Origin of the sequence: Nocardia sp. CDC159 (assembly GCF_023740735.1) — a bacterium.
GTDB classification, from domain to species: Bacteria; Actinomycetota; Actinomycetes; order Mycobacteriales; family Mycobacteriaceae; genus Nocardia; species Nocardia pulmonis.
Map to the genome: position 1 here is coordinate 695,631 of NZ_JAMRXH010000001.1, position 25,603 is coordinate 721,233.

The following is a 25,603-nucleotide window of genomic DNA, read 5'->3' on the forward strand; positions in this document are numbered from 1 at the left end:
ACCATGGTTTTCGAGGAGTTCGGGATCGGCGCGCGGCCGGGGACCGACGCGTTCTGGACGGAGCTGTCCGGCGGGCCCCGGGCGGTGCGCTCGCCCGGTGGGTGGCGGATGCTGTTCGTGCGGGGCGAGGGTCCCGCGCTGCTGCGGCTCGAGGGCCGCGCCGATCCGGTTCGATTGACCGAACACGAGGCCACCGGTTGCTGGTTCACCGTTGTGGAGCTGCCCGAGCGGATGCGGGTGACCTACCATTTCGAGGCCGAGGGGCACGAGTACGCCGATCCGCTCAATCCGAGCGCGGCCGGACCGCACCGCTCGCTCACCGCCACACCCGATCTGGGGCCGCAACCCTTCTGGCCGGTGCTCGGCCCGGACGAGGTCGCGCCGCTGCCACGGCAGCGAATGGTGTGGCGCAGCCGGATACTGGGCGGCAGGCGCACGATCCGGATCCATCGCGGCGCCGCACCGGAATCGGCCGCGGGACAACCACAACCGGTCGTCCTGCTGCTCGACGGTGACGACTGGCTGTTTCTGCATCCGGCCGCCGCCGCGGTGGACGCCGCGGTCGCGGCGGGCCGGTTGCCCGCGGTCACCCTCGTCTTCCTTCCGGTGCACGGGGTGCGCGAGGTCGATCTCGCCGAGAATCCGCGCCTGTGGGAGGCGATCGTCGACGAACTCGTCCCGGAGCTGACCCGATCGATCGAAAACGACGGTGGCGCGGTCGATTGGGACCGGCTCGTGGTGGCCGGACAGAGCCTCGGCGGCCTGTGCGCCCTCGACGCCGCGCTGCGATATCCGGATGTCGTCCGGCGCATCGCCTGCCAGTCCGGTTCGTTCTGGTGGCCCGAATTCGACGGCCCGTCCGGCGGGCGGATCGCCGCGCGGGTGTCCCGGGCCGATCTGAGCGGATTGACCGCGGCCTTCGACGTGGGGCGGCACGAATCGCCGACCATGCACCGGCACTGCGATGAAATCGCCCGGCGCGCAGCCGCGGCGGGCGCGCGCGTCCGCTGCGACCGGTCGCCCGCCGGACACGACCGGATCGGCTGGCGCCACGCCCTGCTCCGCGATATCGGCTGGTTGCTGACACCCGCGGCCGCGGCCGATCCGACGCGCGAATACCCTTGGGCAGCAGAGGTTTCAGCCTGACCATTCGCGATTGCCGAGCGTCCGGATCGTAATTCCCCATTCGACCGAATCTCCTGCTACATTACTCGCGGGTTAGGGAAGGTTTACCTAACCAATACGTTTCACCGCTCGACAGAAGAGGATCCACTCGATGCCATCTCCCATGCCGTACGGACGGCGAATCACCACGACCGGAATCGCCGCGACGGCGACTCTCGGACTGCTGATACACGGTGCGGGGGGTGCGGCCGCCGACGTGGTGGCCGATAAGACGCGCTCGGTGCAGACCGAGGGCGGCAAGACGCTGACGGTCACCAAGGCCGCCGAGACCCTCGACCGGCACCCCAATCTGGCCGCGACGCCGTTCACCCGCGAGGGCTTCGTGTCGCTGCGGGCGATCGCCGAAATCGGCGGGGAGAGCGAGGAACCCGTCGATTCGGCCTCGGTCACCTTCGGCTACTACGTCGGCTGCCAGGTCGACCTCGCCGACGGTATGACGGTGGGCGTCGGCGTCTCCGCGGGCCCGTCCGTCTCGGTCGACGTCTTCCCGGAGCCGAGCGTCAACCTCGGCCTCAACGCCTCGGTGTCCCCGTCCGTCTCGGTCGACGTGAAGCCCGGCTCGATCAAGATCGTCGAATTCGGCAAGAAGTCCTTCACCGGCCCCCGCGCCTCGATCACCGCCGACCAGGTCGAGATCAAGGTCGACGCCTGCGCCGGCCCGGTCACCCTGCGCTCCTTCGCCACCGCCTCCCTCTCCACCCCGAGCGAGGACCACTCGACCACGGTGTACGGCGACCCGATCCCGCTGTGAACCGCCCGGGTGGGGTGCGGCCGCCCGCACCCCACCCGCCTCAATTCCGCTTCAGACTCCCCACGCTCAGCGACCCACTCGGATCGCCCTGCAACTTCTCCTCCACCGCGCGGACATATCCCTCGGGATCCTTGTCGACCGCCCGGACGCCGGCGTAGTTTCGCGCCTCATAGGCGGCGAAGGCCACGGCCAGCTGATGTCGCCGTGCCAGCCCCGCCAGCCGCCGAAAGTCGGTGAGCCCCTCCCGCTCCTCCTCGGCCATATGATCGCTGTTGGCCAGATTCGCCGCCGCGACGGCGGCATACCACTCATCGCTGCCGACCCGGTGCCTCGCCACCTCGGCCACCGCATCCCTGATCTCGTTGTGATCGTGAATGGCATCGAGCGTCTCGTCCTCCACCCCCGCGGTACGCCGCGCCGCGATCCCCACCTCCAACAGCGCCGGATAGAAAAGCTCCTCCTCCGCCTGCGCGTGCAACTCGAGAAAGGCCGCCAGCCGCTCCCAAATCGCCGACAGCACCTCGACCTCCCCCCGATCGATCTGCTCCAGCATCGCGAACAGCCGCCGCTGCTCACGATGGTCGTCGAGGATCAGCTCGGTGATGTCCACAATTCCTCCCTGACGCGCATTTCCGGTCGGCACGGGACCCGCTTCCGCACACCAAGGGTAAGGCGCTCGCGATTGCGGCTGCGGCAACGGGGTATTCGCCGCGTGTTCGATGTGAGCGAGAACGGGGTTCGAATGAGTGTGTTGTCGGGTGGGGGATCGACGTCCGGGGCCGCGAGCCGGGTGGCGCAGAACAGCGTGCTCGAGCGGTTTGCCCGGGCCGGTTTCGTGATGACCGGAATCGTGCATTTGATCATCGGGTACATCGCGATCCGGATCGCGCTCGGGGGCGCGGGTGGGACGGCCGACCAGGCGGGGGCCATGGCGGAGCTGGCGGCCCGGCCCGGCGGGCGGATCGCGCTGTGGGCCGGGGTGGTCGCGTTCGTGGCGATGGCGTTGTGGCGGCTTGCGGAGGCCGTGTTCGGCAGCGCCTCCAAACCCGACAGGGATGATCCGAAGCGCGAGGCGTTCCGGCGCGTCAAGGCACTCGCGCTGGCGGCGATCTACGCGGCGTTCGCGCTGTCGGCGTTCGGATTCGCCCGTGGCAGCGGCAGATCCAGCGGTGGTGAGAGCGCGGGACTCACCGCGCGGCTGATGCAGCACACGGCCGGGACGATCGCCCTGGTCGTCGCCGGGCTGGTCATCGTCGCGGTCGGCGGTTACCACGTCTACAAGGGCGCCACCGGTAAGTTCCTCGACGATCTGCGCGGGCCGACCGGCACCTGGGTGCGCCGCATCGGGGTCGGTGGCTACCTGGCCAAGGGGCTGGCCGTCGGCGCGGTCGGCATCCTGGTGATACTCGCGGTCACCCGCTCCGAGCCGGACAAGGCCGGCGGCCTGGACGCCGCGCTCAAAACCCTTGGCGCACAGCCGTATGGCGTCGTACTGCTGATCGTGGCCGGGCTGGGCATCATCGTCTACGGCATCCACTGCTTCGTCATGGCCCGCTTCGCCAAGATGTAGACCTACCCCGCCCGACGGCGCAGATAGCGACCGTGCGGGGCGTCGTCGATCTTGCCCCCGCGCAGGATGTGGTGGCCGCGCAGGAAGACGTCGGTGACGCGGGCGGACATCTCGAAACCCTCGAAAGGGGTGTACTCCTGGGCCGATTCGGAGTCGGCGGCGTGCACGGTCCAGCGGGCGTCGGGATCGATCAGGGCGATGTCGGCGTCGTAGCCGGGGGCGATATCACCCTTGGTGGCCAGGCCGTAGCGGCGGGCGGGGTTGGCGGAGGTGAGTTCCGCGATGCGCGGCAGCGGCAGACCGCGGCGGCGGCCCTCGCCGACGAGGCCGGGCAGCAGATATTCCGCACCGCCGAATCCGGATTTGGCGGCGAAGATATCGGCGCGGTCCGGGCCGAACTTCTGCTCGTCGCGACAGCAGGCGTGATCGCTGACCACCCAGTCGATCTCGCCCGCCAGCAGGTGCCGCCACAACGCCTCCACATCCGCGCGCTCGCGCAGCGGTGGATTCACCTTGCCGCCCAGGCCGTGCGCGGTGTCGACGTCGGCGAGCAGGTGACCGATGGTGACCTCGCGGCGAAAGTCGATGTGGCCGAACGCCTTCGCCATGGTCAACGCGGCGGCGACGGCCTTGGCCGAGGACAGGTGCAGCAGGTTGATCGCGGGCAGGCCGGTCTCGTGGGCCAGATAGGACGCGATGGTGATGGCCAGGCCCTCCGAATGCGGTGGGCGCGAGGCGCTGTAGGCTCGCAGGCCGGTCAGCTCCGGATCTCGCTCCACCAGTGCCGTATAGGCCGCCATGATCTCGGCGGTCTCACAGTGCAGCGACAGCGAGATTCCCGGCCCGAAGCGCTCGCGCGCCCGCTGCACGCCACGCATGACGAACTCGAAATGGGCCAGGTCATAGCGTTCCCCGGGCGGGATCATCAGGAACTCGGACTGATCGGCCGAGCGCCCGTGCAGCCCGTGCCCGCCGTAGAACATGAAGATCTTGAACGAGGTGATGCCGAATTCCTCGACCAGACGGGGAATCTCGTCGATGTGCTCGGCGGTCATCGGCGCCAGATGCAGGCCGTGATCGACATGCGCGCGCCCGCGCATCCGCTCGAACACCTCGGGCAGGAAGTCCCGGTAGGAGCCGCCACGGTCGAGATAGTAACGCCCGGTGCGCAGATAACTCAGCGCGGTGGTGACCCCGCCCTGGGCACAGGCGCGGCTCTCGGATTCGGCGTCCTCGCCCAGCTCCCGATAGATCCCCCAGTGCTGATGCGCGTCCACCACCCCCGGAAACGCCAGCAGCCCATCGGCTTCCACGACGCGGGCCCCCGGGGCGTGCGCCAACCCGCGCCCCACCTCGGTCACCACCCCGTCGGCGACGGCGATATCGGTCACATCGGGACTGTCACTGGCGCCACCCGGGCGGACCACCCGGGCGTTTCTGATCAGCAGGTCGGTGGCCGCCACGGCGTGCTCCAGTTTCTCTCTGCGAAACGGAATTACGATTTCTGCGATCATCGCAGTACGATGCGCTGGTAGTCAACGCCGCAATGTTTCTCCATAGGAAACATTCGGCGGAGGGGAGTCATATCGTGACCGCTGCTCTGGCCGGGATCCGGGTCCTGGACGTCGCCACCCTGTTCGCCGGACCGCTGGCGGCCACCCTGCTCGGCGATTTCGGCGCCGAGGTGATCAAGATCGAGCACCCGCGCGGCGATCCCGCTCGCGGGCACGGGCCGCAGCGAGAGGGCGCCGGCCTGTGGTGGAAGATGCTGGGGCGCAACAAGAAATCGGTGACGCTGTATCTCGGTTCGGCCGACGGTCAGCGCATCTTCCGCCGTCTGGTCGCCGATGCCGACGTGGTGATCGAGAACTTCCGCCCCGGCACCCTGGAGCGCTGGGGTCTGGGTTATCCGGCGCTGCGGGAGATCAATCCGCGCCTGGTGCTGGCCCGGGTGACCGGCTTCGGCCAGATCGGCCCGCACGCGCACCGCCCGGGTTTCGGCACGCTGGCCGAGGCGATGAGCGGATTCGCGGCCATGACCGGCGAACCGGACGGACCGCCGACCCTGCCGCCATTCGGCCTCGCCGACGGCATCGCGGCGCTGACCACCGCGTTCGCCGTGCTGACCGCCCTGCGGGCGCGCGAGCGCGATGGGGTGGGCCAGCAGGTGGATCTGGCGATCATCGAGCCGATTCTGGCCCTGCTCGGACCGCAGCTCATCGCCTACGACCAACTCGGTGAACTGCCACAGCGACTCGGCAATCGCTCCTCGAACAACGCCCCGCGCAATGTGTATCGCACCGGCGACGGGGGCTGGGTGGCGGTATCGACCAGCACCGAATCGATCGCCGCGCGCGTCCTGCGGCTGGTCGGTCGACCCGAACTGGTCGACGAGCCGTGGTTCGCGACCGGCACCGGGCGGGCCGCGCACGCCGACGAGCTCGACGCGGCGGTGAGCCGGTGGATCGCCGCGCGCACCACCGACGAGGTGGTGCGCGAATTCGACAAGGCCGAGGCCGCGGTCGCGCCGATCTACACCGCCGCCGACATCTTCGACGATCCGCAATACCGGGCGCTGGGCACCATCACGGCCCTGCCCGACGACGAACTGGGACAGGTGCGCATGCAGAACGTGCTGTTTCGAATGTCGGGCACCCCGGGCGGCATCCGCTGGACCGGTCCCGCGCTCGGCGCCCACACCGCGGAGGTGTTGGGGCAGTATGGAGTCGGTGCGGCCGAGCTGAATCGGCTGCGGGCGGCGGGAGTGGTGCGGTGAGCGATCCTCTGGTGACGGCCGTGCGGGCCGGCGTGCGGCTGATCGAGCTGGGGCAGCCGTTCTTCACGGGCATGCCCTGCTCACCCAACCATCCGGGCTTCCGGATGACGTTGGCGCGCAGGCACGGCGACACGATCCGACCCGACGGCGGGTCGGCGGCCAACGAGATCATCGTGACCGGCGGACATGTCGGCACCCACATCGATGCCCTGAGCCATGTCAGCCACGACGGCCGCCTGCACGGCGGGGTGGACGCCCACCGGGCGCAGGCGGGCGGGTCCTTCTCCGCGCACGGAGCCGAACACCTGCCCGGAATGCTGTGCCGGGGTGTGCTGCTGGATGTGGCGCGCGTGCACGACACCGAGGTGCTGCCGGGCGGGTACGAGATCACCGTCGAGGATCTACGGCTCGCGGCCGAACTGGCCGGGGTCACGCCGGAGCCGGGCGATGTGGCGTTGATCCGCACCGGCTGGGCACGGCGGTTCGACGATGCCGAGGCCTATCTCGGCAATGGTTGCGGGGTACCCGGCGTCGGCGTCGACGCGGCGAGATGGCTCGTCGCCCAGGGCGTCATCGCCACGGGCGCGGATACCACCGCCTACGAACGCATCGCGCCCGGGGCCGGGCATCGCGTACTACCCGTGCACCGGGTGTTGCTGGTCGAGGCGGGCGTGTACATCCTCGAACACCTGGCCCTGGAGGAGCTTTCCCGCAGCGGGACAACCGAATTCGTCTTCCTGCTCGCACCGCTGCGCATCGTGGGCGGCACGGGCTCGCCGGTACGGCCGCTCGCGGCGGTGCGCCGATGAGCGCGCCCACGATCGTCGCGCGGCTGGCGGCCTTCGCCGAACGGTCCCGCGACCGCGGCATCGGCACCGAACTGCGGTCCGATGCGGCGCGGCGAGTGCTCGACGTGCTCGGAAACAGTATGGCCGCGGTCGATCTGGCCCCCGCCGCGGCCGTGCGCACCCTGCTGGCCGACCGCGGCGGCGCCGAACAGTCGACGGCGCTGGGACTGCCCCGTCGCGTACCCGCCGCCGATGCCGCGCTGCTCGGCGGAACGCTCGCCCACGCACTGGATTTCGACGACACCCATCTGCCGTCGGTGCTGCACCCGTCGGCCTCGGTGGTGCCCACGGCCCTGGCCGTCGCGGAGGCGCGCGGCGCGAGCGGGGCGGCGCTGTTGGACGCGATCGGGGTCGGTATCGAGATCACCGTGCGGCTGGGCCTGGCCGGATACGACGAATCCCTCGGCAACTCGGTCTTTTTCGAGCGCGGCCTGCACGCCACCGCGATCTGCGGCGCCCTGGGCGGCGCCGCGGCCGCCGCGATGCTGATGGATCTGGATGCCGCCGGAATCGCCCACGCCATCGGTATCGCCGCCAGCATGGGTTCGGGGCTGCTGGAGGCCAACCGCACCGGTGGCACGGTCAAACGGATCCACTGTGGCTGGGCCGCGCACGCCGCGGTCACCGCCGCCGAGCTGGCCCGGGCCGGGCTGACCGGGCCGCCGACGGTGATCGAGGGCAGATTCGGCCTGCTGCAGGCCTTCTGCGACGATCGCTACGATCTCACCGCGATCACCTCCGGCCTGGGCTCGGACTGGGAACTGCCGCAGGTGTTCTTCAAGCCCTACCCCTGCAACCACTTCACCCACGCGGGCATCGATGCGGCCCTGCGCCTGCGCGAGCGCGGTATCGACCCCGCCGACATCGTCGAGCTGGAACTGGGCGCACCCACCGCCGTCCTGCGCACGATCGGCGAACCCGCGGCCGCCAAGGCCGAACCCGAATCCGGCTATCACGCCGCCTTTTCCGGTCCCTACACCGTCGCCGCGGCCCTGTTGGGCGGCGGCGGACTCGGTGTGTTCCACGAGGACTTCACCGACGCGGCCGCCCGCGATCCACACCGCCTCGCACTGGCGGCGCGGGTGCGCTGCATCCCCGATCCGGCCTGCGACGCGATCTTCCCGCACCAGTTCCCCGCCGTGCTCACCGTCCGCCTGCGCGGCGGCGAGATCCTGACCGAACGCGTCGACGTCAACCGCGGCGGCCCCGACAATCCCCTCTCCCCCGGCGAACTCGCGCGGAAATTCCACCTCAACACCGCCGCCCGCCTGCCCGAATCCCGGGCGGCACGGCTCAGCGAGATCGTCTACGGCCTCGAGCGCGTCGACGATCTCACCACCCTGCTCGAACCGCTGCGCGCGGCCGCCACCTGAGATCAGGCCGGGGCCGCGCCGGAGGACGGGAAGGCGCCCGCGCGCCCCAGCAGGGCCGGGACCGGATTGCCGAGGACCTCCCCCAGCCAGCGCCCGGTCGCCATGACCTGTTCGAGGTCCACCCCCGTGCCCACGCCCATCCGATCCAGCGCGTACAGCAGATCCTCGGTGGCGATATTGCCGGTGGCGGCCGGAGCGAACGGGCAGCCCCCGATGCCGCCCGTACTGGCGTCCAGGACGTGCGCACCGGCGTCCAGCGCGGCCCACGCATTGGCGTAACCGGTATTGCGGGTGTTGTGGAAGTGGCAGCGCACCAATACGTTCGGTGCGATCACGGCAATGGCCGTGACCAGCCGCCGCACCCGATCCGGCGTACCCACCCCGATGGTGTCGGCCAGGGCGATCTCCTCCGGTTCGGCCGCCGCCACCCGCCGGACGAGCTCGGCCACCCACCGCTGCGAGACCTCCCCCTCGAACGGGCAGCCGAAGGCCGCGGCGATGGTGACCGTGCGCCACAGCCCCGCCGTCCGGGCCCGCTCGGCCAGCCGTTCCCACCGCTCGATGCCCACCTCGGTCGTACAGCCCTGATTGCGGCGACTGAACGTATCGGTCGCCACCACCACGACATTGATCTCGTCCACCCCGGCCGCCAGCGCCCGGTCCAGTCCGCGCTCGTTGAAAACCAGCCCGGCGTAGGAGATCTCCGCCGCGCGCGGCACACCCGCCATTACCGCCTCGGCATCGGCCAGCTGCGGCACCGCCTTCGGACTGACGAAGCTCACCGCCTCGATCCGCCGCGACCCCGCCGCCACACTGCGGCGGATCAGCTCGATCTTCGTATCGGTGGACACGAGCTCCGGCTCGTTCTGCAATCCGTCCCGTGGGGCGACCTCGACCAGATGCACGAATCCTCCTCGGCGCGATCTTGTTTAGCGTTTCGCTGTGGGATACATTGTATCCATTCAACGCCGGGACAGGGAGTAACCGCATGGCAGAGCAGAGCACACCGCCCGGGCCGCTGGCCGATCTGCGCGTGATCGAAATGGGACAGCTGCTGGCCGGTCCGTTCTGCGGGCAGCTGCTGGGCGACCTCGGCGCGGAGGTCATCAAATTGGAATCGCCGGGTCAGGGCGATCCGATGCGGGAGTGGGGCCGGGAGAAGCCGTACGGGCGGTCGCTGTGGTGGCCGGTGGTGGCGCGCAACAAGAAATCGGTGACCTGCAATCTGCGCACCGAGCGCGGTCAGCAGCTGGCCCGCGAGCTCATCGCCCAGTCCGATATCGTGGTGGAGAACTTCCGGCCCGGCACGCTGGAACGCTGGGGCCTGGACTTCGACACCCTGCGCGCGGACAATCCGGGCCTGATCCTGGTGCGCGTCACCGGATACGGCCAGCACGGCCCCTATGCCCCGCGCGCCGGATACGGCTCGATCGGCGAGGCCATGGGCGGAATCCGCTACATCACCGGCGATCCCGACCACCCGCCCGCGAGAACCGGTATCTCCCTGGGCGATTCGCTGGCGGCAGTCTTCGCCACCATCGGCGCCCTGGCCGCGGTCCATCACCGCCGCGGCACCGGCCGCGGGCAGATCGTGGATTCGGCCATCTACGAGGCGGTGCTGGCGATGATGGAATCGCTGCTGCCGGAGTGGGCCGTGGCGGGCTATCAGCGCGAGCGCACGGGCGCGGTGCTGCCCAACGTCTCCCCCAGCAATGTCTATCCGACCGCCGACGAGGAGATGATCCTCATCGCCGCCAATCAGGACAGCGTCTTCGGCCGGCTCGCCACCGTCATGGGACGACCCGAACTGGCCACGACCGAGCGCTTCGCCACCCACGCCGCCCGCGGCGAGAACATGGCCGAGCTGGACGACCTCATCGCCGCCTGGACGCGCACCCTCGCCGCCGAACCACTGCTGCGACTGCTGCACGGCGCCGGGGTGCCCGCGGGCCGGATCTACACCGCCCGCGACATGTTCGCCGATCCGCATTTCGCCGCCCGCGACGCCATCGTGCGGCTGGCCCATCCGGAATTCGGCGAGATCCCCATGCAGAACGTCTTCCCCAAACTGAGCGAAACCCCCGGCGCGGTGCGGCATATCGGCCCCGAACTGGGCGAGCACACCGACCAGGTGTTGCGGGAGCTGCTCGGCCTGGACACCGCGCGGCTGGCCGAACTCGCCGAAAAGGGCGTCATCTGAGGGGGTTTCGCATGACGGACCTGGCCGACGACTATCGCCGCCACGGCTTCGCCGCCACCCTCGGCCCCGGCGACTCGCCCGCGGTGCTGGTGGTCGACATCTGCGCCGCCTATCTCACCGACGGCTCGCCGTTGCGCGCCCCGGTCGAGGACGCCGTGCGCGCCGCCGCCACCCTGGTGGCCCATGCCCGCGACCACGGCCGCCCGGTGCTGTTCACCCGCGTGGCCTACCGGCCCGGCACCGCCGACGGCGGCCTGTTTCGCCGCAAGGTCCCGGCCCTCGCGGTATTCGAGGAGGGCAATCCGCTGGGGGCCTTCCTCGACGATCCCGCGCCGCGTCCGGCGGAGGTGGTGATCACCAAGCAGTACGCCAGCGCCTTCCACGGCACCTCGCTCGCGGCCACGCTCACCGCCGCGCGCATCGACACCGTCTGCATCGTCGGCCTCACCACCAGCGGCTGCGTCCGGGCCACCGCCACCGACGCGCTGCAGCACGGCTTCCGGCCGCTGGTGGTGGCCGATGCCTGCGGTGATCGCGACCCGCGGCTGCACGAGGCCAATCTGCTCGATCTAGGCGCGAAATACGCCGACGTACTCGACCTGCGAGCGGCGCTGGCCGTGCTGCGCCGACCCGGCTGACAGACAAGGAATTTCGTATGGGCCCGCATCCGCACGGGTGGTGGATTCTGCTGCATCTGGTGCTGTTCGTGTTCTGGCTGGGCGGTGATCTGGGCGTGTTCTACTCCAGTCGCTTCGTCATCGACCCGGCCCTGACCCCCGCGGCCCGCTCCACCGCGCTGGCCGTCATGAGCGGATTGGACCTCGGCCCGAAGATCTGTCTGGTGCTGTTCCTGCCCAGCGGCCTCACGCTGATGGCCCTCGAACCGCACGGGGCGAGCCTGTTCGGAATCGCCCTGTTCCCTTGGTGGTCGGTCGTTTTGGTGTGGCTGTTCGCGGCGGTATGGCTGGCGCTGACCGTCGCCGCCCATCGCACCCACGGGCGCTTCCCGATCGTGGTGCGCGCCGATCTCGCCATCCGCTTCGCGGTGATCCTCGGCATGGGCGGTGCGGGTCTGTACGCCCTGATCGCCACCGAGCCGTTCGGCGTGACGACCAACCCGCGCTGGCTCGGCGCCAAGATCCTGCTCTATACCGCCGCGATCGCCGCCGGACTCGGCATCCGAATGACCCTGCGCCCCTTCGGATCCGCGTTGGCAGCGCTGCTGACCACCGGATCCGACGAGCGGATCGAGACCGTCCTGCGCCGCAGCGTGAACGGCTGCCTGCCGTATGTCTGGGTGATCTGGGGCAGCGTGCTCGGCGCGGCGGCGCTGGGAGTGTTCAAACCCGGAGCGCTGCTGTGAGTCGTCAGCCGCTGTAACCCAATTGGGCCGACAGGGCGCCGGAGGCCTTGAGCAGCATGGGAACACAGTCCATCATGCGCGGCTCGAAGCGCGACAGCGGACCGCACACGCTGATCGAGGCCATCACGCCGCCGTCGTGATCGAAGACCGGCGCGGCAATGGACGCGGCCCCGATCTGGCGCTCCCCCAGCGAGATCGCGTAGCCGCGCTCCTTGACCTCCTTGAGATCCGCGCGCAGCCTGCGGACCTTGGTGATGGTGGCATCGGTGAGCGGAGTCAGCTCGTGGCGCGCCAGATATTCGTCGATCTCCTCCTTGCGCAGGAACGCCAGGATCGCCTTCGACGAACTGCCCGCGTACAGCGGATACGGCTGACCGAGCGCCACCTCCATGCGCAATTCCTGGTCCGGCACAACCTGATCGGCGTACATCCGGGTGTCGCCGCGGCGGATCGACAGCGTCGCGGTCTCACCGGTCACCGCCGACAACCGGCGCAGCTCCGGGGCGGCCATCACCCGCAGATCCGTGCGCGCCAGATACGCCCGGCCCAGCGCGATGGCGGCGTGCCCCAGCGCGTAGCGACGGGTGGTCGGCTCGAGCACGATGAGATCTCGGCTGCGCAGCGCGGTCAGGATACGGTGCACGGCCGCCTTGGTGATGCCGAGTTCGGTGGCGATCTCGGTCACGCCGAGGTCGGGGCGGCCGCTGCGGCCGAACAGCAGCAACACGTCCATCGCGCGCTCGACCGCGGCGATCGACCGGCTCTGGTTGTCGGAATCGGTTTCGGGCACGCGGCAAGTGTAGGCGGCGGATTTCCCCATGGGAAACACCATCCGCTTGCGCGACCCGAAGCCGGCCCGTTACCGTGTGCGTAACAGCGTTTCCACTAACGAAACGGAGGGCGCTGTGGATTCCCACCAACTCCGCACGGTGCTGGCCCAGTGGGCGACCGGTGTCGTCGTGGTGACCACCGTGCGCCCGGACGGCGGCCGCCACGGGATGACGGCGAGCTCCTTCACCAGTGTGGCGCTGGACCCACCGCTCGTCTCGGTCTGCCTGGCCTCCGCGGGAACGACCTGCCGGACCGTCCGGCGCAGCGGGGTGTTCGCGGTCAACGTGCTCGGCCACGATCACGAGGAACTGGGCCGCCGCTTCGCCGGAAGTCCGGGCGAGACCGATCGTTTCGCACTCGGCCGGTGGGATACGGCGGCTACCGGCTGCCCGGTGCTGACCGATGCGGTGGCCTGGCTGGACTGCGTGGTCGCGGCCTGTCATCCGGCCGGTGACCACACCATCGTGCTGGGTCTGGTGCGCGACGCCGCCACGCCGCGTCCGGCCGCTCCGCTCATCTATCACGACCGCACTTTCTACGAGGGGATAGCCCGATGATCGGTGAACAGCTCGTCGAGGACATGACCGACGCCGAACGCGAGCGGGCGCGACGGGTGGAGTCGGTGCTGCCCGCCCTGCGCGCGGCCGCCGAGGAGGCCGACCGCACCGCCACCTTCCCCGCCTCCCATGTGGCACTGCTGCGCGCGGCCGGACTGCTGGGTCTGGTGGTGCCGGAGAAGTTCGGCGGACTCGGCGGCACGCTGCGCGATCTCGCCGCCGCCACCTACGCCATGGGAACCGCCTGCCCGTCAACGGCTTTGGCGTACTTCTTCCACAACACCAGCGCCTCACGCGGACTGCTGCCGCTGGAGGCCATCGATGCCGGGCTGTTCGCCGAGGAGGAGATTCCGATCGTGCGCGCCTTCGCCGAGAAGGTGCTCACCCGCATGGCGAGCGGAACCTGGCTGGCCAATTTCGCCTCCGAATCGGTGAAGACCGAACAGGCCAACATCACCATCGCCACCACCGCCCGCAAGGTGGACGGCGGCTGGATTCTGCACGGCGAGAAGTCCTTCGGCTGCGCCACCGGCGTCGCCGACTACTACCTCACCTCCGCGAAGCTCGAAAACTACGACACCGCCGAGGGTTTGGCGACCTTCTTCGTCCCCCGCGACGCCGCGGGCGTGAGCGTGCGCGCGCCCTGGGACGGGCTGGGCATGCGCGCCACCGCCAACAACGGCATCCGGCTGGAGGAGGTGTTCATCCCCGACGACGAGGCACTAACCGTCCCGGGCGCGTTCACCAAAATGCTGCGCATGAGCCGGGGATCGTTCGTCGGCAATCAACTGGCCATCGCCGCCGTCTACACCGGCTGCGCCCAGCGCGTCTACGACGAGACGCTGGCCGCCACGACCGCGAAGACGTTCGCCGACACCGGAAAGCCGATCGCGTCGGCACCCGTGCACCAGCTGCTCATCGGTGAGATGACCCGCCACCTGCACACCGCCTACCTGTGGCTGCGCTATCAGCTGGCGATCGAGACCTGCGAGCCGCCGATCAAATCCAAACAGGAGGTGTTCGCGCAGTGGCGGCTCGGCAAGGGCGCGGTCACCGAGGCCTGCTTCCAGGTCGCGCTCGGCGCGTTCAAGGCGGGCGGCACCTCCGCCGCGGCCATGCACGGCATCGCCGGACGAGCCCTGCGCGATCTGGCAATGGGATTGGTCATGACGTTCCCCGCCGAACGCGGCATGCTCGAGGTGGCCCGCATCGTCACCGACGCCAAGGCCAACGAATTGTTCACCACCGCGCCGGAGGCCGCCCGATGAGCGTCGAATTTCCACCGATCGCCGACCTGATCGACGGCGCCTGGGGCACCCCGTCGGCGCATCTCGCCGTCTCCCTGGAGGATCCCGCCACCGGCGCCGCGCTGCGCCCGGCCGTGGCCACGACGCCGGACCGGATCGAGCGGGCCCTGTCGACGGCCGAACGCGCGAGCGGTGAGATCACCCCCGAGATGCTCGACGCCATCGCCGACGCCCTCGAGCCCCGGCTGGAGCGGATCGCCGAACTGGACGCCGCCGCCACGGGCGTGCCGATCACCCAGACCCGGCCGCTGACGGCCATCGTCACCGGCTCGTTCCGCTTGGCGGCCGGGCAGATTCGCACCGGCGCGCGCCGCGCGGATCGCGACGGCGTGCAGGTGCATCGGCTGCCGCTGGGTCCGGCGCTGTGCCTGGTGCCGTGGAACGCCCCCGCCCCGATGGCGGCGCACAAGGTCGCCAACGCACTGGCCGCGAACTGTCCGGTCATCCTCAAAGTGAGCGAACTCGCGCCCTACAGCGCGGGCGTACTGGCCGAGGCGATCGCCGACCAGGTGCCCGCGGGCATGTTCCAGTTGGTGCAGGGCGGCGCGGCAACCGGCGCCCAGCTGGTGTCGGATCCGCGGATCAAGGCGGTCTCGTTCACCGGCGGCCTCGGCGGCGGACGCTCGGTGGCCGCCGCCTCCGCGCCGCTGTTCCGGCCGTGCCAGCTCGAATTGGGCGGCAACAACCCGCTGGTCGTACTGCCCGACGCCGATCTCGACACCGCCGCCCGCATGGCCGCGGAACTGCTCACCACCCTCAACGGCCAATGGTGCCGGGCGCTGGGGCGTTTGATCGTGCCCGCCGATCGGCGCGCCGAACTGCTGGAGGCCATCGGCAAGCGGCTCGAGACCCTGCGGGTGGGTCCGCCACTGGACCCGGAGACCGAATTCGGGCCGCTGATCCACTCCCGGCAGGTGCGAACGGTACGGGCCGCGCTCGATCCGGGGCACCGAAGCTTCGGCATTCCAAGGGATTCCGGTAACTACTTCCCGCCGACCCTGCTCGGATCGGATCTCGCCGACGAGGTGTTCGGCCCGGTGGCCGGGGTGGTCGCCTACGAGACGGTGGAGCAGGCCGTGGCGCTGGCCAATGCGGTGCCCTACGGACTGGAGGGCTATGTGTGCGGCGCCGACGAGGAATTCGCCCTGACCGTGGCCCGGGGGATTCGGGCGGGCGAGGTGAAGGTGAACGGGTCCTCGATCATGAGCCTGCACCTGATGACGCCGCGCCCGGCGTGGGGGCTGTCCGGACTGGGCGAGGAGGGAACGGCGGAAACGCTGCGATTCTTCACCGGCGCACGGGTTGTCGGCGTGGAGGGGCGCTTCGCCCTGCACACGTCATGACGCGCGTGGTGGTGGCGGGCGCGGGGCCGGTCGGGCTGACCGCCGCGCTCGTGCTGGCCCGGCGCGGGGTGGCGGTGACGGTGCTGGAGCAGGGCGATGCGCTGGCCGGCGAATCGCGCGCCTCGACGTTCCATCCGCCGACGCTCGAGATGCTGGCGCGGCTCGGGGTGCTGAATGCCTTGCTGGACAGGGGAATTGTCGCGTCGACCTTCCAGTACCGGGAGCGGGGCGGCGGGCCGATCGCGACGCTGGATCTCGGCGTGCTCGCCGAGGACACGCGCTTTCCGTTCCGTGTGCAGTGCGAGCAGAGCAAGCTCACCCCGATCCTGGTGGACGCCCTGCCTGCGCACGCCGAGGTGCGTTTCGGGCATCGGGTCGAGGGCGTACGCGCCGACGATTCCGGCGTGACCGTGTCGACCGCGCGCGGCACGGTGCGCGGGGACTGGTTGATCGGCGCGGACGGTGCGCATTCGGCCGTCCGCGCGAGCATCGGAGCCGGATTCGACGGCAGCACCTATCCGGAACGATTTCTGGTGGCCTCGGTGGCGGAGGACCTCGCCGCGGCCCTGCCCGATATCGCGCCGATCAACTATGTCTTCGATCCGATCGAATGGCTGGTGCTGCTGCGCACGCCCGAACACTGGCGGGTGCTGCTGCCCACCCCGGACGGCACCCCCGACGAGCACGAATTGCGCCGTCTGCCACGGCGTTTGGCCGGCGTCGCCGAGCTGGGGCGGCCCTGGCGGTTGCTGCACGCCTCGCTGTATCGGGTGCACCAGCGCGTCACCGAACGGTTCCGGGCCGGGCGGGTGGTGCTGATGGGCGATGCGGCGCATGTCAACAATCCGCTCGGCGGACTGGGCATGAACAGCGGCATTCACGACGCGGTGGCCCTGGCCCAGGCGCTGGCCGCGGTCCTCGAGGGCGGACCGGAAGCCATGCTGGATGCCGCCGCGGCGCACCGCCGCCGGGTCGCGGTGGAGCATGTCCAGGCCACCAGCCACGCCAACTACCACCGCCTGCGCGGCGACGCCGATGAGTTCCGCCGCCAGGTCCGCGCACTGGCCGCCGATCCGGCGTCGGCGCGGGCCTACCTGCGACGGGCGTGCCTGATCGATTCCCTGGGGAGTGCGCGGTGACCGAAACCGCCGCGGGCGAGCACGACTGGATCGAGCGGGAGAATCCGGCGCGTCCCCGGGAGATCGTGGGGCGGGTCCCGGTGACCGCGCCGGAGCGGATCGACGACGTGGTGCACGCGGCGCATCGCTGGTTTCGGGACTGGTCGGAGGTGCCGCTGGCGCTGCGGTTGCGGCGGCTGTCGGAGGCGGCGGTGAGGCTGGACGCCGGACGGGCGGAGCTGGCCGCGCTGCTGGCCCGGGAGTCGGGCAAGCCGATCGCCGACTGCCGCGGTGAAATAGCCTTCGCCGCGACATATCTGCGTTGGGTCTGCGAGCACGCGCCCGCCGTGTGCGCGGCGCGCGAGCTCGCCGACGAGCAGGGGCGGCTGGTGCTGGCGCCGAAGCCGTACGGGGTGGTCGCGGCCGTCACCCCGTGGAACGCCCCGATCATCCTGTCGATGATCAAGCTCGGTCCCGCCCTGGCGGCCGGAAATACGGTGGTGCTCAAGCCTTCTCCGCTCGCCCCGCTCGCGGTCACGCGGGCGGCGCAGTCGCTGCCCGGGGTCGCGGTCGTGCACGGCGGACCCGACCTGGTCCGCGCGCTGGTGGCACACCCGCTGGTGCGCAAGGTCGCCTTCACCGGCGGCGAGCAGGCGGGTGGCAGTATCGCGGCAACGGCCGGACGGGCGATCAAGCCGGTGACGCTCGAACTCGGCGGCAACGATCCCGCCGTATTCCTCGACGACTTCGCGCTCGCGCCCGCCGATTACGAGCGGCTGGTGCTCGCCTCCTTCGCCACCGCCGGCCAGGTCTGCATGGCGGCCAAACGCCTGTACGTGCCCCAGGGGCGGGCCGCGGAATTCACCGAGGCGTATCTCGCCGCGGCACGGCGGGTCCTGCTTGTCGGCGATCCGTCCGACGAGGCGGTCACGATGGGCCCGGTGGTGACCCGCGCCGCCGCCGAACGCATGACCGCACTCGTCGACGACGCCCGCCGCCGCGGCGGTCGCATCGTCGAATTGGCGAACAGCCCCGGCGGGGAGGGCTATTTCGTCGATCCGGTGCTCGCGACGCATCTGCCCGACGACGCGGAGCTGGTGTGTCGCGAGCAATTCGGACCGGTCGTGCCGCTGCTGACCTACCGCGACGAGGCCGAGGTCCTCGCCCGCGCCAATGCGAGCGAACTGGGTCTGGGCGCCTCGGTCTGGTCCGCGGACGAGGATCGCGCCGTCGCCTTCGCCGCACGGCTGGAAGCGGGCTTCACCTTCGTCAATACCCACAACCGCACCGGAATGTCGCTGCGCGCCCCCTTCGGCGGCATCAAGCGCAGCGGCTTCGGGCGCGAGTATGCCGAGGAGGGCCTGCGCGAATACCTTCAGACCACCGTCGTGCACGCCCCCGCGGCCTTCCGCCCCGGCGGTTCGGGCATGCCCGTCCGGGCCTACCCCGGGCAGTGACCGCCGCGTCACGGCTCGACGGTCCACCCCTGTGCCAGTCGGCTCAGCAACTGGCCGACAGGCCGACGGTGGTCACCCGTGGCGACATTTCGCAACTCGGGGGCGGCGGCACGCACCCGATCCATGATCGCCGCGGTGACCTCCACCGACCCGGCGGAAGGGTCGTCGTGGCTGTCGAATTCGGGTTCGGGCCGGAAACTGCCCCACCAGTCCAGTAGCGCGTCGAGCGCAAGCGCGCGCGGCTCGCCGGTCCGCCGCAGGATCACCCGCAGCAATATGTCCACGGCCGGGACCGCGGCCGGATACAGCGTTCCCGCATGGTCGTTGCTCACCGCGTACCGTAGCTCCGCCACCGCCCGACCGGCCCGGAGTTCCGTTGTCGCCGCGGCCAGCGCTCGCTCGGCCGCCGCTGCCTGCTCGGGCCGGTAGTACCGCGGCCCCCGAATGCGCTCCCATGCCACCACCGCAACGATTGTGCGCCTCAGGTGTGGTAGTCCACCACCGCGCGGGCGGCCAGCCGGGGCACCAGCCACGCCGCGAGCTCCCGGTGCGCCGGATGGTGTTGGTAGCCGGTGAGTTCGGCCTGCGAGTCGTGGGTGGTGGTCAGGCACAGGTCGTAGGAGACCTCGGTGCCGAGTTCGTCCAGCGCCACGTGCAGGGTGCGGATGTCCGGGATGCGGTCGGGCAGGCCGCCGAGGAGTTCGGCGGCCTGCTTCGCGTCCGTGCGGTCGCGGAATTTCATGAGCACGACGTGGGTCAGGCTCATCGAGTGCGCCTGCGCCGCGCCAGGATCAGCCCCGCGATCGCGCCGAGCACGACCACCGCCGCGGCCGCGATACCGATGACGAGCGCGGTGTTACCGGAGTCGGAGTCCTCGGCGGCGGCGGTCGAATCCTGCACCGGGGCAGGGGTTGTCGTGGCGGCGGCGGATGTGAAGTTCAGCGGCACCGAGGTCAGGATCTGGGCCGGGTTCATCAGGCTGGTCACCGCGAGCGTGCAGGCGCCGGGGGCCGCGGTGCAGTCGACGCCGCCGACCGTGGCGGTCAGCGTCACGCTGGTGGCGCCGTTCAACGAGCGCCACGCGCCCTGCGCGTCGGCGTTGCCGAGTAGCGATCCGGTGAGGTTGCAGTCGCCCGGGGTCGTGATCTGTGGTTTGCACTGCCCGACCGCCACCTGCGGCATATTGGGCGGCAGGCCGTCGAGACTGATCGAGATCGCCTGTCCGACGGTCACCTTGTCGGTCTGGCTGGGTCGCAACTCGGGTGCGGCCGCGGCCGAGGGGGCGAGCGCCACGAGGGCGGTCGCGGTCGCGCAGACGAGTCCTGTTGATACAGCGAGGGTTTTCATAGTTCATCCGAAGGTCGATGGCAGCCGGGGATCGGTGCCGGGAAGTGTGTGCAGCGATGCGAGCGACCTGCCGCGATCACGGCCCCGAGTGGTCGGCTCCGGCCGTGGCTCGAATCATGGTTTCCTCCTGGGCGGTTCGCGGGGGCTACAGACGCCGCCGGTCGACAAGGGCCACACCGGCGAAGACGGTCAGCAGGGCAGCGGTCACCGACCACAGCACGATCGACGGCCCGCCGGTCTCGGTGGCCGGAGCGGTCGCGGTGACGGTGGGCGCGGCAGTGGGCGCGGGCAGCGTGGATCCGGCGAAATCTACCGGCACCGCCGCGGAATTGGCGGCGATCACGGCCGCGGGCTCGGTGCCGGGCAGCGGCGCGGCGGCGATGACGCAGCGCTGCCGCAGGCAGTCGATATCGTTGAAGCGCGGGCGTGCGGTGAGCGTGACGGTCGGGAACGTGCCGTCGCCGCCGATATTGACGAAGGTCGCCCCGCCGTCCAGATCGCAGTCGCGCAGCCCGCTGGTGAAGCCCTCGCGGCACAGTCCCACGGCCACCGCCGCCAGGCCGGGCCGGAACCCGCTGCCGTCTACCGTGATCCGCTGCCCCTCGGTGAGTCCGGTGCTCGCACTGACCCGCAGTGCGGCCGCATTCTCGGGAGCGCCACCAGCAGCCGCGGGTGCGAGCATGACCCACGCCACGACCGATATCGCGAGAGCGGACAGTTGACACCGCGAGAGGCGCACGGCGGATCGCCCCCCGGTCTCCTGCATCGGTGACGGAAGCCTTGGATGCGGTTGATCGGTCACGGTGGCCCGCTGGCAATAATCGCGGTGGGGGTCGGATACGGAATTCATCGTGTCCTCTCGGTGATCGCCAACCGGCCGGTGGTCGCGTCGGGCGCGGGCATCGCCATTCGTCGGCCCGTCAGCACGGCGAGGCCGCCCACGGTGACGGCGAAAAGTGTTAGGGCTGAGCCGGTTCCCCAGACCCGGCCGACCCCGGCGACCGAGCCGAGACCGGCCAGGCCGCCGCAGGCGGTGATCAAGGCACCGGCGGCCGAGAGCCGCACACTCGGCGCTGCGGCGGCGACCGCGACGGCGTCGTCCAGGGTCGCCAGTGCGCGGGCCGTCGCGGCCACCGTCACCGCCAGACCGATGGCCAGGGCCACCGGACCCGGCGCGGTCGCCACCAGGATTCCGCCCCCCGCCGCCAGGATCAGCAGCGGCGCCACCGCGGCGGGGTCGCGCCGCACCAGCACCAGCACCCCCGCGGGCACGCACGCCGAGGCCAGCCAGGGCCACTGCTCGGCGTCGAGCACATTCCAGCGGAACAGCAGCAGATGCAGTGCCGGAAGGACGACGTGACCGGCGGCGAGTCCGGCGGCGAAATATCCGGGGACCACGGGCCACAGCGCTGCCATCGGTGGATCGGTGTGTATCACCGAACGAAAACGCCCGAACAGCAGGAGGATTCCGAAGACGGCCGCGGTGCCGCCGACGACGAGCAGGGCCAGGCCCGGACGCCGCGCGCACGCACCGGCCAGCGCCGACCCGATCGCCAGCCCGGCGGCCATGAGCGCGTACCAGATCCCGGCCGCGCGATCGCGGCCGAGCGGCATCGCCCGGCCCACCACCAGCAGCGGCCCCGCCGCGATTCCGGCGATCAGTATCCCCGGGGAGAAGGCGGCCACCCCGGGCACGGCCGCGGCGAGGATCAGCGCGCCGCCCGCGACGAGTGCGCATGCCCCGGCGAAGGCGGACGACACCCCGCCCCGAATCCGCAGACATCCGGCCGCGGCGAGACAGCCGAGCACGAAGGCCGACAGGCTCACGTACCAGCTCACCGCACCCGGAATCCCGGCCACCCCCGCCAGCGGTTTCGCCAGCAGCACCAGCACCGCACCCGCGACAGGTCCGACCACCACACCCGCGAGGACCACCGCCCACCCGACCGATGTCGATGATTTCCGCACGGGCCTACCTCCAAGGCGTTTCCCTATAGGAAACGCGGTTTCGCAGTTGCCTTATTGAACCCGGAGCAACCACCAGCGTCAAGGGTGATCACTGGCCGTAACCGCCTGGAAACGACCGGGATTCATCCGGCCCGCAATATCGGGCGAACCCTGGACATATCGCCCCCCCGGGTACAGAATCTCCGTTATTGGAAACATCGTTTCGATGTACGAAACGATGTCGATGGGAGGAGGCGATGCCGATGACCCGGGTCGCGGCCGCACAACTCGCCGCCGGTACCGATGTCGCGGACAATCTCGCCGCGTGCCTCCGGATGATCGACGCCGCCGCCTCGGTCGGCGCCGAACTGGTGGTCCTGCCGGAGTTCTGTAATCACCTATCGTGGTACGCCGATCGCGCCCATGCGCACCGAATGGCCTGCACGGCCGGGGATTTCTTCCTGACCGCCATCGCCGAGCGCGCCGCGCGGCACGCCATGCTCGTGAAGATCGGCGTGACCATGGCCCGCCCCGACGGCCGCACCACCGGCACCGGACTGCTGTTCGGCCCCGGCGGTGCGCTGCTCGGCGAGTCCGACAAGCAGATCCTGATGGGGGCCGAGAACGACCATCTCGACCCCGGCTCGGCCGACTCCCCGGTGGTCACGACGCGGTTGGGCCGCATCGGCATGTACGCCTGTATGGAGGGGGTGATCCCGGAGGTCGCCCGCTCGCTGGCGGCGCGCGGCGCACAGCTGCTGCTCAACAGCCTCAACTCCTTCGCCATCGATGAGGCGAGCCTGCACATTCCGGTGCGGGCGGCGGAGAACAAGGTGTGGGTGGTGGCCGCCAACAAGGTGGGCCCGCTGCTGCCGGAGGACCTGCTGCCCACCGTCGCCGAACGCCTCGGAGTTCCGGCGGACCGGCTGTACGGGGCGGGTGAGAGTCAGATCGTGGCCCCCGACGGCACGGTGCTCGCCAAGGCGCCCGCTACCGGCGAGGCCATCGTGGTCACCGATGTCGACCTCACCCTCGCCGACGACAAACACCGCCCCGACGGCACGGATCTGTTTCGGGCCCGACGCCCGGAGCTGTACCGGCCGCTGGCCCATCCCGCGCGCCGCCGCGCACCGGCCGGTGCCGAATCGGTGTCCGCGGCGGTGGTCGCTCCCGATGCGGAGGCGGTGCGGACCGCGGTCGCCGCCGGAGCCCGATTGATCGCGCTACCCGAACTCGCGGCCGTACCGGTTCCGGATGTCGTGGCGGCCCTGCGCGATTCCGACGCCCACGCGGTCCTGACCGTGCGCGACCGCGACCGGCACACCGGACTGCTGCTGGCCGCCGACGGCATCGTGGGACGCCAGGATCAACTGCACCGCACCGAACGCCACCCCTGGCTGCACGAAGTCGGTAGCGAACTGGCGGTTTTCACCCTTCCCTGGGGTCGGCTGGCCATCGTGGTGGGCGACGACGCCCTGTTTCCGGAGACCTTCCGCCTGGCCGCCATCGCCGACGCCGATGTGGCGGTCGTATGCCACACCCCCGCCGAGCCGTGGGAGCAGGCCCTCGGCCTGCCCGAGCGCTCGGCGGAGAACCGCCTCAACGTGGTCGCCGCCGGACTCGGTCCCACCGGCGAATCGACCGGAGCCATCCACGCATTGAGCCCCGATTTCACGCTGTGGACGCAATGGCGGGGCCCGTTCACCGGGGTGATCAGCCACCCCGTCACCACCGTCGTCCCACCCGGCACGACCTGTGTGCAGGCCGATATCCGCCCCGCCGAGGCCGTCAACCGCGCCGTATCCAGGGGCACCGACCTCCTCGCCGACCGGCCACCCGCCGCGCTGGCGAATCTGATCAGAGAACTGGAGCTTCGATGAGCGAAACCGTGCAACACGTCGAGCAGATGGTCGACGCGACCGCACGCACCGACGTCACCGAGACCTTCGAGGAGTGGCAGCGGCTGCTGGCCGCCCTCAAAACACGCATCGACGAGCGTTTCGAACTGCACCGCGACCCCTCCACCGCGGATCTGGAGTCCTACGGCGACCCGGAGCAGGGTGCGTCGGGGCGGCTGGCCGCCTATTCCGGCCCGGAGATCGACTGGCTGGTGCACTCCTGGATCGGCGATCCCCGAACCGGTTTCGTCAATATGCACCTGACCGCGTGGCTGGGCCCGCACATCCGCGTCCCGCATCTGGGCTGCGCGCTGCTGCTGTGGCCGCAGGGCTGGTTCTACGTCGACGCCATCGCGCGCGCGGATCTGATCGGCGAGGCCGACTACTACGACCGCTACTACCTCGACGCCGACGAGCCGTGGCTGTCGTTCAAGGCCGATCATCCCGACTTCACCTGGTTCACCAGCCGGACCGGTTTCATCCGTGCCAGCCTCTCGCCCACCGCCTACTGCTATTCCTTCCCGCCCACGCGCCCGAACCTCGACACCGTCGCCGAAATCCTCACCGCCCGGGTCGATCAGTGGCTGGGCTGGGTCGACGCCGCCGAACCCGTGCCCGCCGCCGAACGCCCGGCCCTGGCCGCGCGCGATCTGGCCATCCGCCGCAATATCGCCGAACGCGATCCCGCGAATGTGATGGGGCGGCGCATGTTCGGCGACGAGCTCACCGACCGCCTCGTGCGCGGGCTCTGGGGCGGGGATCGCGTCCTGGAAAGGCCCGCGTCATGAGCATTGTTCGCTCCCTGTGGTGGTCGGTGCGCACCGACGGTGACGCGCCGTTCGACACCGCGCACCTGAAGATCTACTACCCGGCGACGGTGTCCGGCGACGACACCGAACGGCTCACCGGGGTGTTCGCCCCGGACCCGGCCGGTGCGCCGTACCCGGTGGCGCTGTTCCTGTCCGGTGTCAATGTCGCACAGGACAGCTACCGCCGCTTCGCCACCGCGGTCGCCGCGGCCGGTTTCGCCGTCGTCACCTTCGATCGGGTCGCCGAATTGTTCGGCGGGCAGGTCGGTCTCACGCCGGGGGTGGATCTGGAGGCGGCCAAGCCCGCCACCTACGGCACCCGGCCCACCTGTCCCACCATCGGCGCGATCCTCGAGGCCCTGGCCGAGCTGAACGCCAGCGGCCCCCTGCGGGGCGCGCTCGACCTCACCCGAGTCGCCCTCGGCGGGCATTCGGCCGGGGGCACCGTCGTCCTGCAGTCGGCGCGGTTCTTCCCGTCGGTCGCCGCGGTTTTCGCGTGGGGCGCGCACACCATGGTGGCGACGATGCTCGGCTGGGAGCCGGGCACGGTGGTGCCCGCACAGGTGAACTGCCCGGTGCTGCTGGGCGTCGGCACCAACGACGGCGTGATCCAGGGCAGTGCCGACCGCTACGGCGAGGACGGCGCCGACCGCCCGGATCCGGTGCGGCGCACCTTCGACGAGGCGCTACCCGACGGTGATCATCTGCTCGCGGTCGTGCTCGGCGCCAATCATTTCGGCATCGCCGACGCCGACCCGACCGCGGCGCGCGCGTTTCTCGACGGCCCGGGCCACATCTCGGCGCTGGAGCCGTTCGCCCGACTGACCGCGGCATTCCTGCGCACCCACCTGCTCGGCTCGTCACCGGCTCGCGCCGAACTGAGCGCCTTCGACGACGGCCTGCTGCTGCAGCGGCGATAGGAG

Annotated in this window: 26 protein-coding genes; 17 read left to right on the top strand and 9 right to left on the bottom strand. The window is 70.6% G+C overall.

What is annotated here, in order from left to right; all coding sequences use genetic code 11:
• The first annotated feature begins 3 nt into the window (after positions 1-3).
• Together NDR87_RS03355 and NDR87_RS03360 are read left to right on the top strand one after the other, a co-directional pair.
• On the top strand, positions 4-1,146 hold the full coding sequence (locus tag NDR87_RS03355) for an alpha/beta hydrolase-fold protein (RefSeq protein ID WP_251909456.1): 1,143 nt from the start codon (positions 4-6) through the stop codon (positions 1,144-1,146).
• A 130-nt stretch (positions 1,147-1,276) separates the two neighbouring features.
• Complete coding sequence (locus NDR87_RS03360; protein WP_251908829.1) at positions 1,277-1,936, top strand: MspA family porin; 660 nt, start codon at positions 1,277-1,279, stop codon at positions 1,934-1,936.
• A 40-nt stretch (positions 1,937-1,976) separates the two neighbouring features.
• Here NDR87_RS03360 and NDR87_RS03365 read toward each other — a convergent pair whose 3' ends face one another.
• Positions 1,977-2,546 (bottom strand): hemerythrin domain-containing protein, encoded by a 570-nt coding sequence (locus tag NDR87_RS03365; RefSeq protein WP_308212037.1) that lies wholly within the window; start codon positions 2,544-2,546, stop codon positions 1,977-1,979.
• 132 nt (positions 2,547-2,678) lie between these two features.
• Between NDR87_RS03365 and NDR87_RS03370 the strand changes: the two genes are divergently transcribed.
• The gene (locus NDR87_RS03370; protein WP_251908828.1) at positions 2,679-3,506 is read left to right on the top strand and encodes a DUF1206 domain-containing protein; all 828 of its coding nucleotides are present in this window, start codon (positions 2,679-2,681) and stop codon (positions 3,504-3,506) included.
• Positions 3,507-3,508: 2 nt separating this feature from the next.
• Here NDR87_RS03370 and NDR87_RS03375 read toward each other — a convergent pair whose 3' ends face one another.
• The gene (locus NDR87_RS03375) at positions 3,509-5,020 is read right to left on the bottom strand and encodes a dihydroorotase family protein (protein WP_251908827.1); all 1,512 of its coding nucleotides are present in this window, start codon (positions 5,018-5,020) and stop codon (positions 3,509-3,511) included.
• Positions 5,021-5,094: 74 nt separating this feature from the next.
• Between NDR87_RS03375 and NDR87_RS03380 the strand changes: the two genes are divergently transcribed.
• Genes NDR87_RS03380 through NDR87_RS03390 form a run of 3 tightly spaced genes read left to right on the top strand, consistent with a single transcriptional unit; the run spans position 5,095 to position 8,503 of the window.
• The gene (locus NDR87_RS03380; protein ID WP_251908826.1) at positions 5,095-6,282 is read left to right on the top strand and encodes a CoA transferase; all 1,188 of its coding nucleotides are present in this window, start codon (positions 5,095-5,097) and stop codon (positions 6,280-6,282) included.
• Positions 6,279-7,091, top strand: coding sequence for a cyclase family protein (locus NDR87_RS03385; protein WP_251908825.1), 813 nt, complete (start codon positions 6,279-6,281; stop codon positions 7,089-7,091). Before NDR87_RS03380 ends, NDR87_RS03385 begins: the two co-directional genes overlap by 4 nt.
• Positions 7,088-8,503, top strand: a complete 1,416-nt coding sequence (locus tag NDR87_RS03390) for an MmgE/PrpD family protein (protein ID WP_251908824.1) — start codon at positions 7,088-7,090, stop codon at positions 8,501-8,503. Before NDR87_RS03385 ends, NDR87_RS03390 begins: the two co-directional genes overlap by 4 nt.
• A 2-nt stretch (positions 8,504-8,505) precedes the next feature.
• Here the strand turns inward: NDR87_RS03390 and NDR87_RS03395 are convergent, their stop codons facing one another.
• On the bottom strand, positions 8,506-9,408 hold the full coding sequence (locus NDR87_RS03395) for a hydroxymethylglutaryl-CoA lyase (protein WP_251908823.1): 903 nt from the start codon (positions 9,406-9,408) through the stop codon (positions 8,506-8,508).
• A gap of 83 nt (positions 9,409-9,491) precedes the next feature.
• On the opposite strand from NDR87_RS03395, the gene NDR87_RS03400 reads away from it, so the two are divergent.
• Genes NDR87_RS03400 through NDR87_RS03410 form a run of 3 tightly spaced genes read left to right on the top strand, consistent with a single transcriptional unit; the run spans position 9,492 to position 12,066 of the window.
• A complete protein-coding gene (locus tag NDR87_RS03400) occupies positions 9,492-10,703 on the top strand; it encodes a CaiB/BaiF CoA-transferase family protein (RefSeq protein WP_251908822.1) in 1,212 nt (403 codons plus the stop codon).
• 11 nt (positions 10,704-10,714) lie between these two features.
• Positions 10,715-11,341, top strand: coding sequence for an isochorismatase family protein (locus tag NDR87_RS03405; RefSeq protein WP_251908821.1), 627 nt, complete (start codon positions 10,715-10,717; stop codon positions 11,339-11,341).
• Between the two features lie 17 nt (positions 11,342-11,358).
• Positions 11,359-12,066, top strand: a complete 708-nt coding sequence (locus NDR87_RS03410; RefSeq protein ID WP_251908820.1) for a hypothetical protein — start codon at positions 11,359-11,361, stop codon at positions 12,064-12,066.
• A 4-nt stretch (positions 12,067-12,070) separates the two neighbouring features.
• Here NDR87_RS03410 and NDR87_RS03415 read toward each other — a convergent pair whose 3' ends face one another.
• Positions 12,071-12,856: an IclR family transcriptional regulator gene (locus NDR87_RS03415; RefSeq protein ID WP_251908819.1), complete on the bottom strand. Its 786-nt coding sequence runs from the start codon at positions 12,854-12,856 to the stop codon at positions 12,071-12,073.
• 115 nt (positions 12,857-12,971) lie between these two features.
• On the opposite strand from NDR87_RS03415, the gene NDR87_RS03420 reads away from it, so the two are divergent.
• Genes NDR87_RS03420 through NDR87_RS03440 form a run of 5 tightly spaced genes read left to right on the top strand, consistent with a single transcriptional unit; the run spans position 12,972 to position 18,679 of the window.
• Positions 12,972-13,454: a flavin reductase family protein gene (locus NDR87_RS03420; RefSeq protein ID WP_251908818.1), complete on the top strand. Its 483-nt coding sequence runs from the start codon at positions 12,972-12,974 to the stop codon at positions 13,452-13,454.
• Entirely contained in the window at positions 13,451-14,722 is a 1,272-nt protein-coding gene (locus NDR87_RS03425; RefSeq protein WP_251908817.1) for an acyl-CoA dehydrogenase family protein, read from the top strand. Before NDR87_RS03420 ends, NDR87_RS03425 begins: the two co-directional genes overlap by 4 nt.
• The gene (locus NDR87_RS03430; RefSeq protein WP_251908816.1) at positions 14,719-16,104 is read left to right on the top strand and encodes an aldehyde dehydrogenase; all 1,386 of its coding nucleotides are present in this window, start codon (positions 14,719-14,721) and stop codon (positions 16,102-16,104) included. The genes NDR87_RS03425 and NDR87_RS03430 overlap by 4 nt, the downstream gene beginning before the upstream one ends.
• Positions 16,101-17,243, top strand: coding sequence for an NAD(P)/FAD-dependent oxidoreductase (locus NDR87_RS03435; protein WP_251908815.1), 1,143 nt, complete (start codon positions 16,101-16,103; stop codon positions 17,241-17,243). Before NDR87_RS03430 ends, NDR87_RS03435 begins: the two co-directional genes overlap by 4 nt.
• Positions 17,240-18,679 (top strand): aldehyde dehydrogenase family protein, encoded by a 1,440-nt coding sequence (locus NDR87_RS03440; protein ID WP_251908814.1) that lies wholly within the window; start codon positions 17,240-17,242, stop codon positions 18,677-18,679. The genes NDR87_RS03435 and NDR87_RS03440 overlap by 4 nt, the downstream gene beginning before the upstream one ends.
• Before the next feature lie 8 nt (positions 18,680-18,687).
• Here the strand turns inward: NDR87_RS03440 and NDR87_RS03445 are convergent, their stop codons facing one another.
• The 5 genes from NDR87_RS03445 to NDR87_RS03465 form a co-directional block, all read right to left on the bottom strand.
• Complete coding sequence (locus NDR87_RS03445) at positions 18,688-19,143, bottom strand: hypothetical protein (RefSeq protein WP_251908813.1); 456 nt, start codon at positions 19,141-19,143, stop codon at positions 18,688-18,690.
• Positions 19,144-19,160: 17 nt separating this feature from the next.
• On the bottom strand, positions 19,161-19,445 hold the full coding sequence (locus tag NDR87_RS03450) for a Dabb family protein (protein WP_251908812.1): 285 nt from the start codon (positions 19,443-19,445) through the stop codon (positions 19,161-19,163).
• A complete protein-coding gene (locus NDR87_RS03455) occupies positions 19,442-20,026 on the bottom strand; it encodes a neocarzinostatin apoprotein domain-containing protein (RefSeq protein ID WP_251908811.1) in 585 nt (194 codons plus the stop codon). Before NDR87_RS03455 ends, NDR87_RS03450 begins: the two co-directional genes overlap by 4 nt.
• Before the next feature lie 145 nt (positions 20,027-20,171).
• Positions 20,172-20,708, bottom strand: a complete 537-nt coding sequence (locus NDR87_RS03460) for a neocarzinostatin apoprotein domain-containing protein (RefSeq protein ID WP_251908810.1) — start codon at positions 20,706-20,708, stop codon at positions 20,172-20,174.
• 164 nt (positions 20,709-20,872) lie between these two features.
• Complete coding sequence (locus tag NDR87_RS03465; RefSeq protein ID WP_251908809.1) at positions 20,873-21,994, bottom strand: hypothetical protein; 1,122 nt, start codon at positions 21,992-21,994, stop codon at positions 20,873-20,875.
• A 242-nt stretch (positions 21,995-22,236) separates the two neighbouring features.
• Between NDR87_RS03465 and NDR87_RS03470 the strand changes: the two genes are divergently transcribed.
• From NDR87_RS03470 to NDR87_RS03480, 3 genes are read left to right on the top strand one after another with little or no spacing between them, the layout of a single operon-like run.
• Entirely contained in the window at positions 22,237-23,853 is a 1,617-nt protein-coding gene (locus tag NDR87_RS03470; RefSeq protein WP_251908808.1) for a nitrilase-related carbon-nitrogen hydrolase, read from the top strand.
• Positions 23,850-24,659: an oxidoreductase gene (locus tag NDR87_RS03475; RefSeq protein WP_251908807.1), complete on the top strand. Its 810-nt coding sequence runs from the start codon at positions 23,850-23,852 to the stop codon at positions 24,657-24,659. The genes NDR87_RS03470 and NDR87_RS03475 overlap by 4 nt, the downstream gene beginning before the upstream one ends.
• The gene (locus NDR87_RS03480; RefSeq protein ID WP_251908806.1) at positions 24,656-25,600 is read left to right on the top strand and encodes an alpha/beta hydrolase; all 945 of its coding nucleotides are present in this window, start codon (positions 24,656-24,658) and stop codon (positions 25,598-25,600) included. The genes NDR87_RS03475 and NDR87_RS03480 overlap by 4 nt, the downstream gene beginning before the upstream one ends.
• Positions 25,601-25,603: the final 3 nt, after the last annotated feature.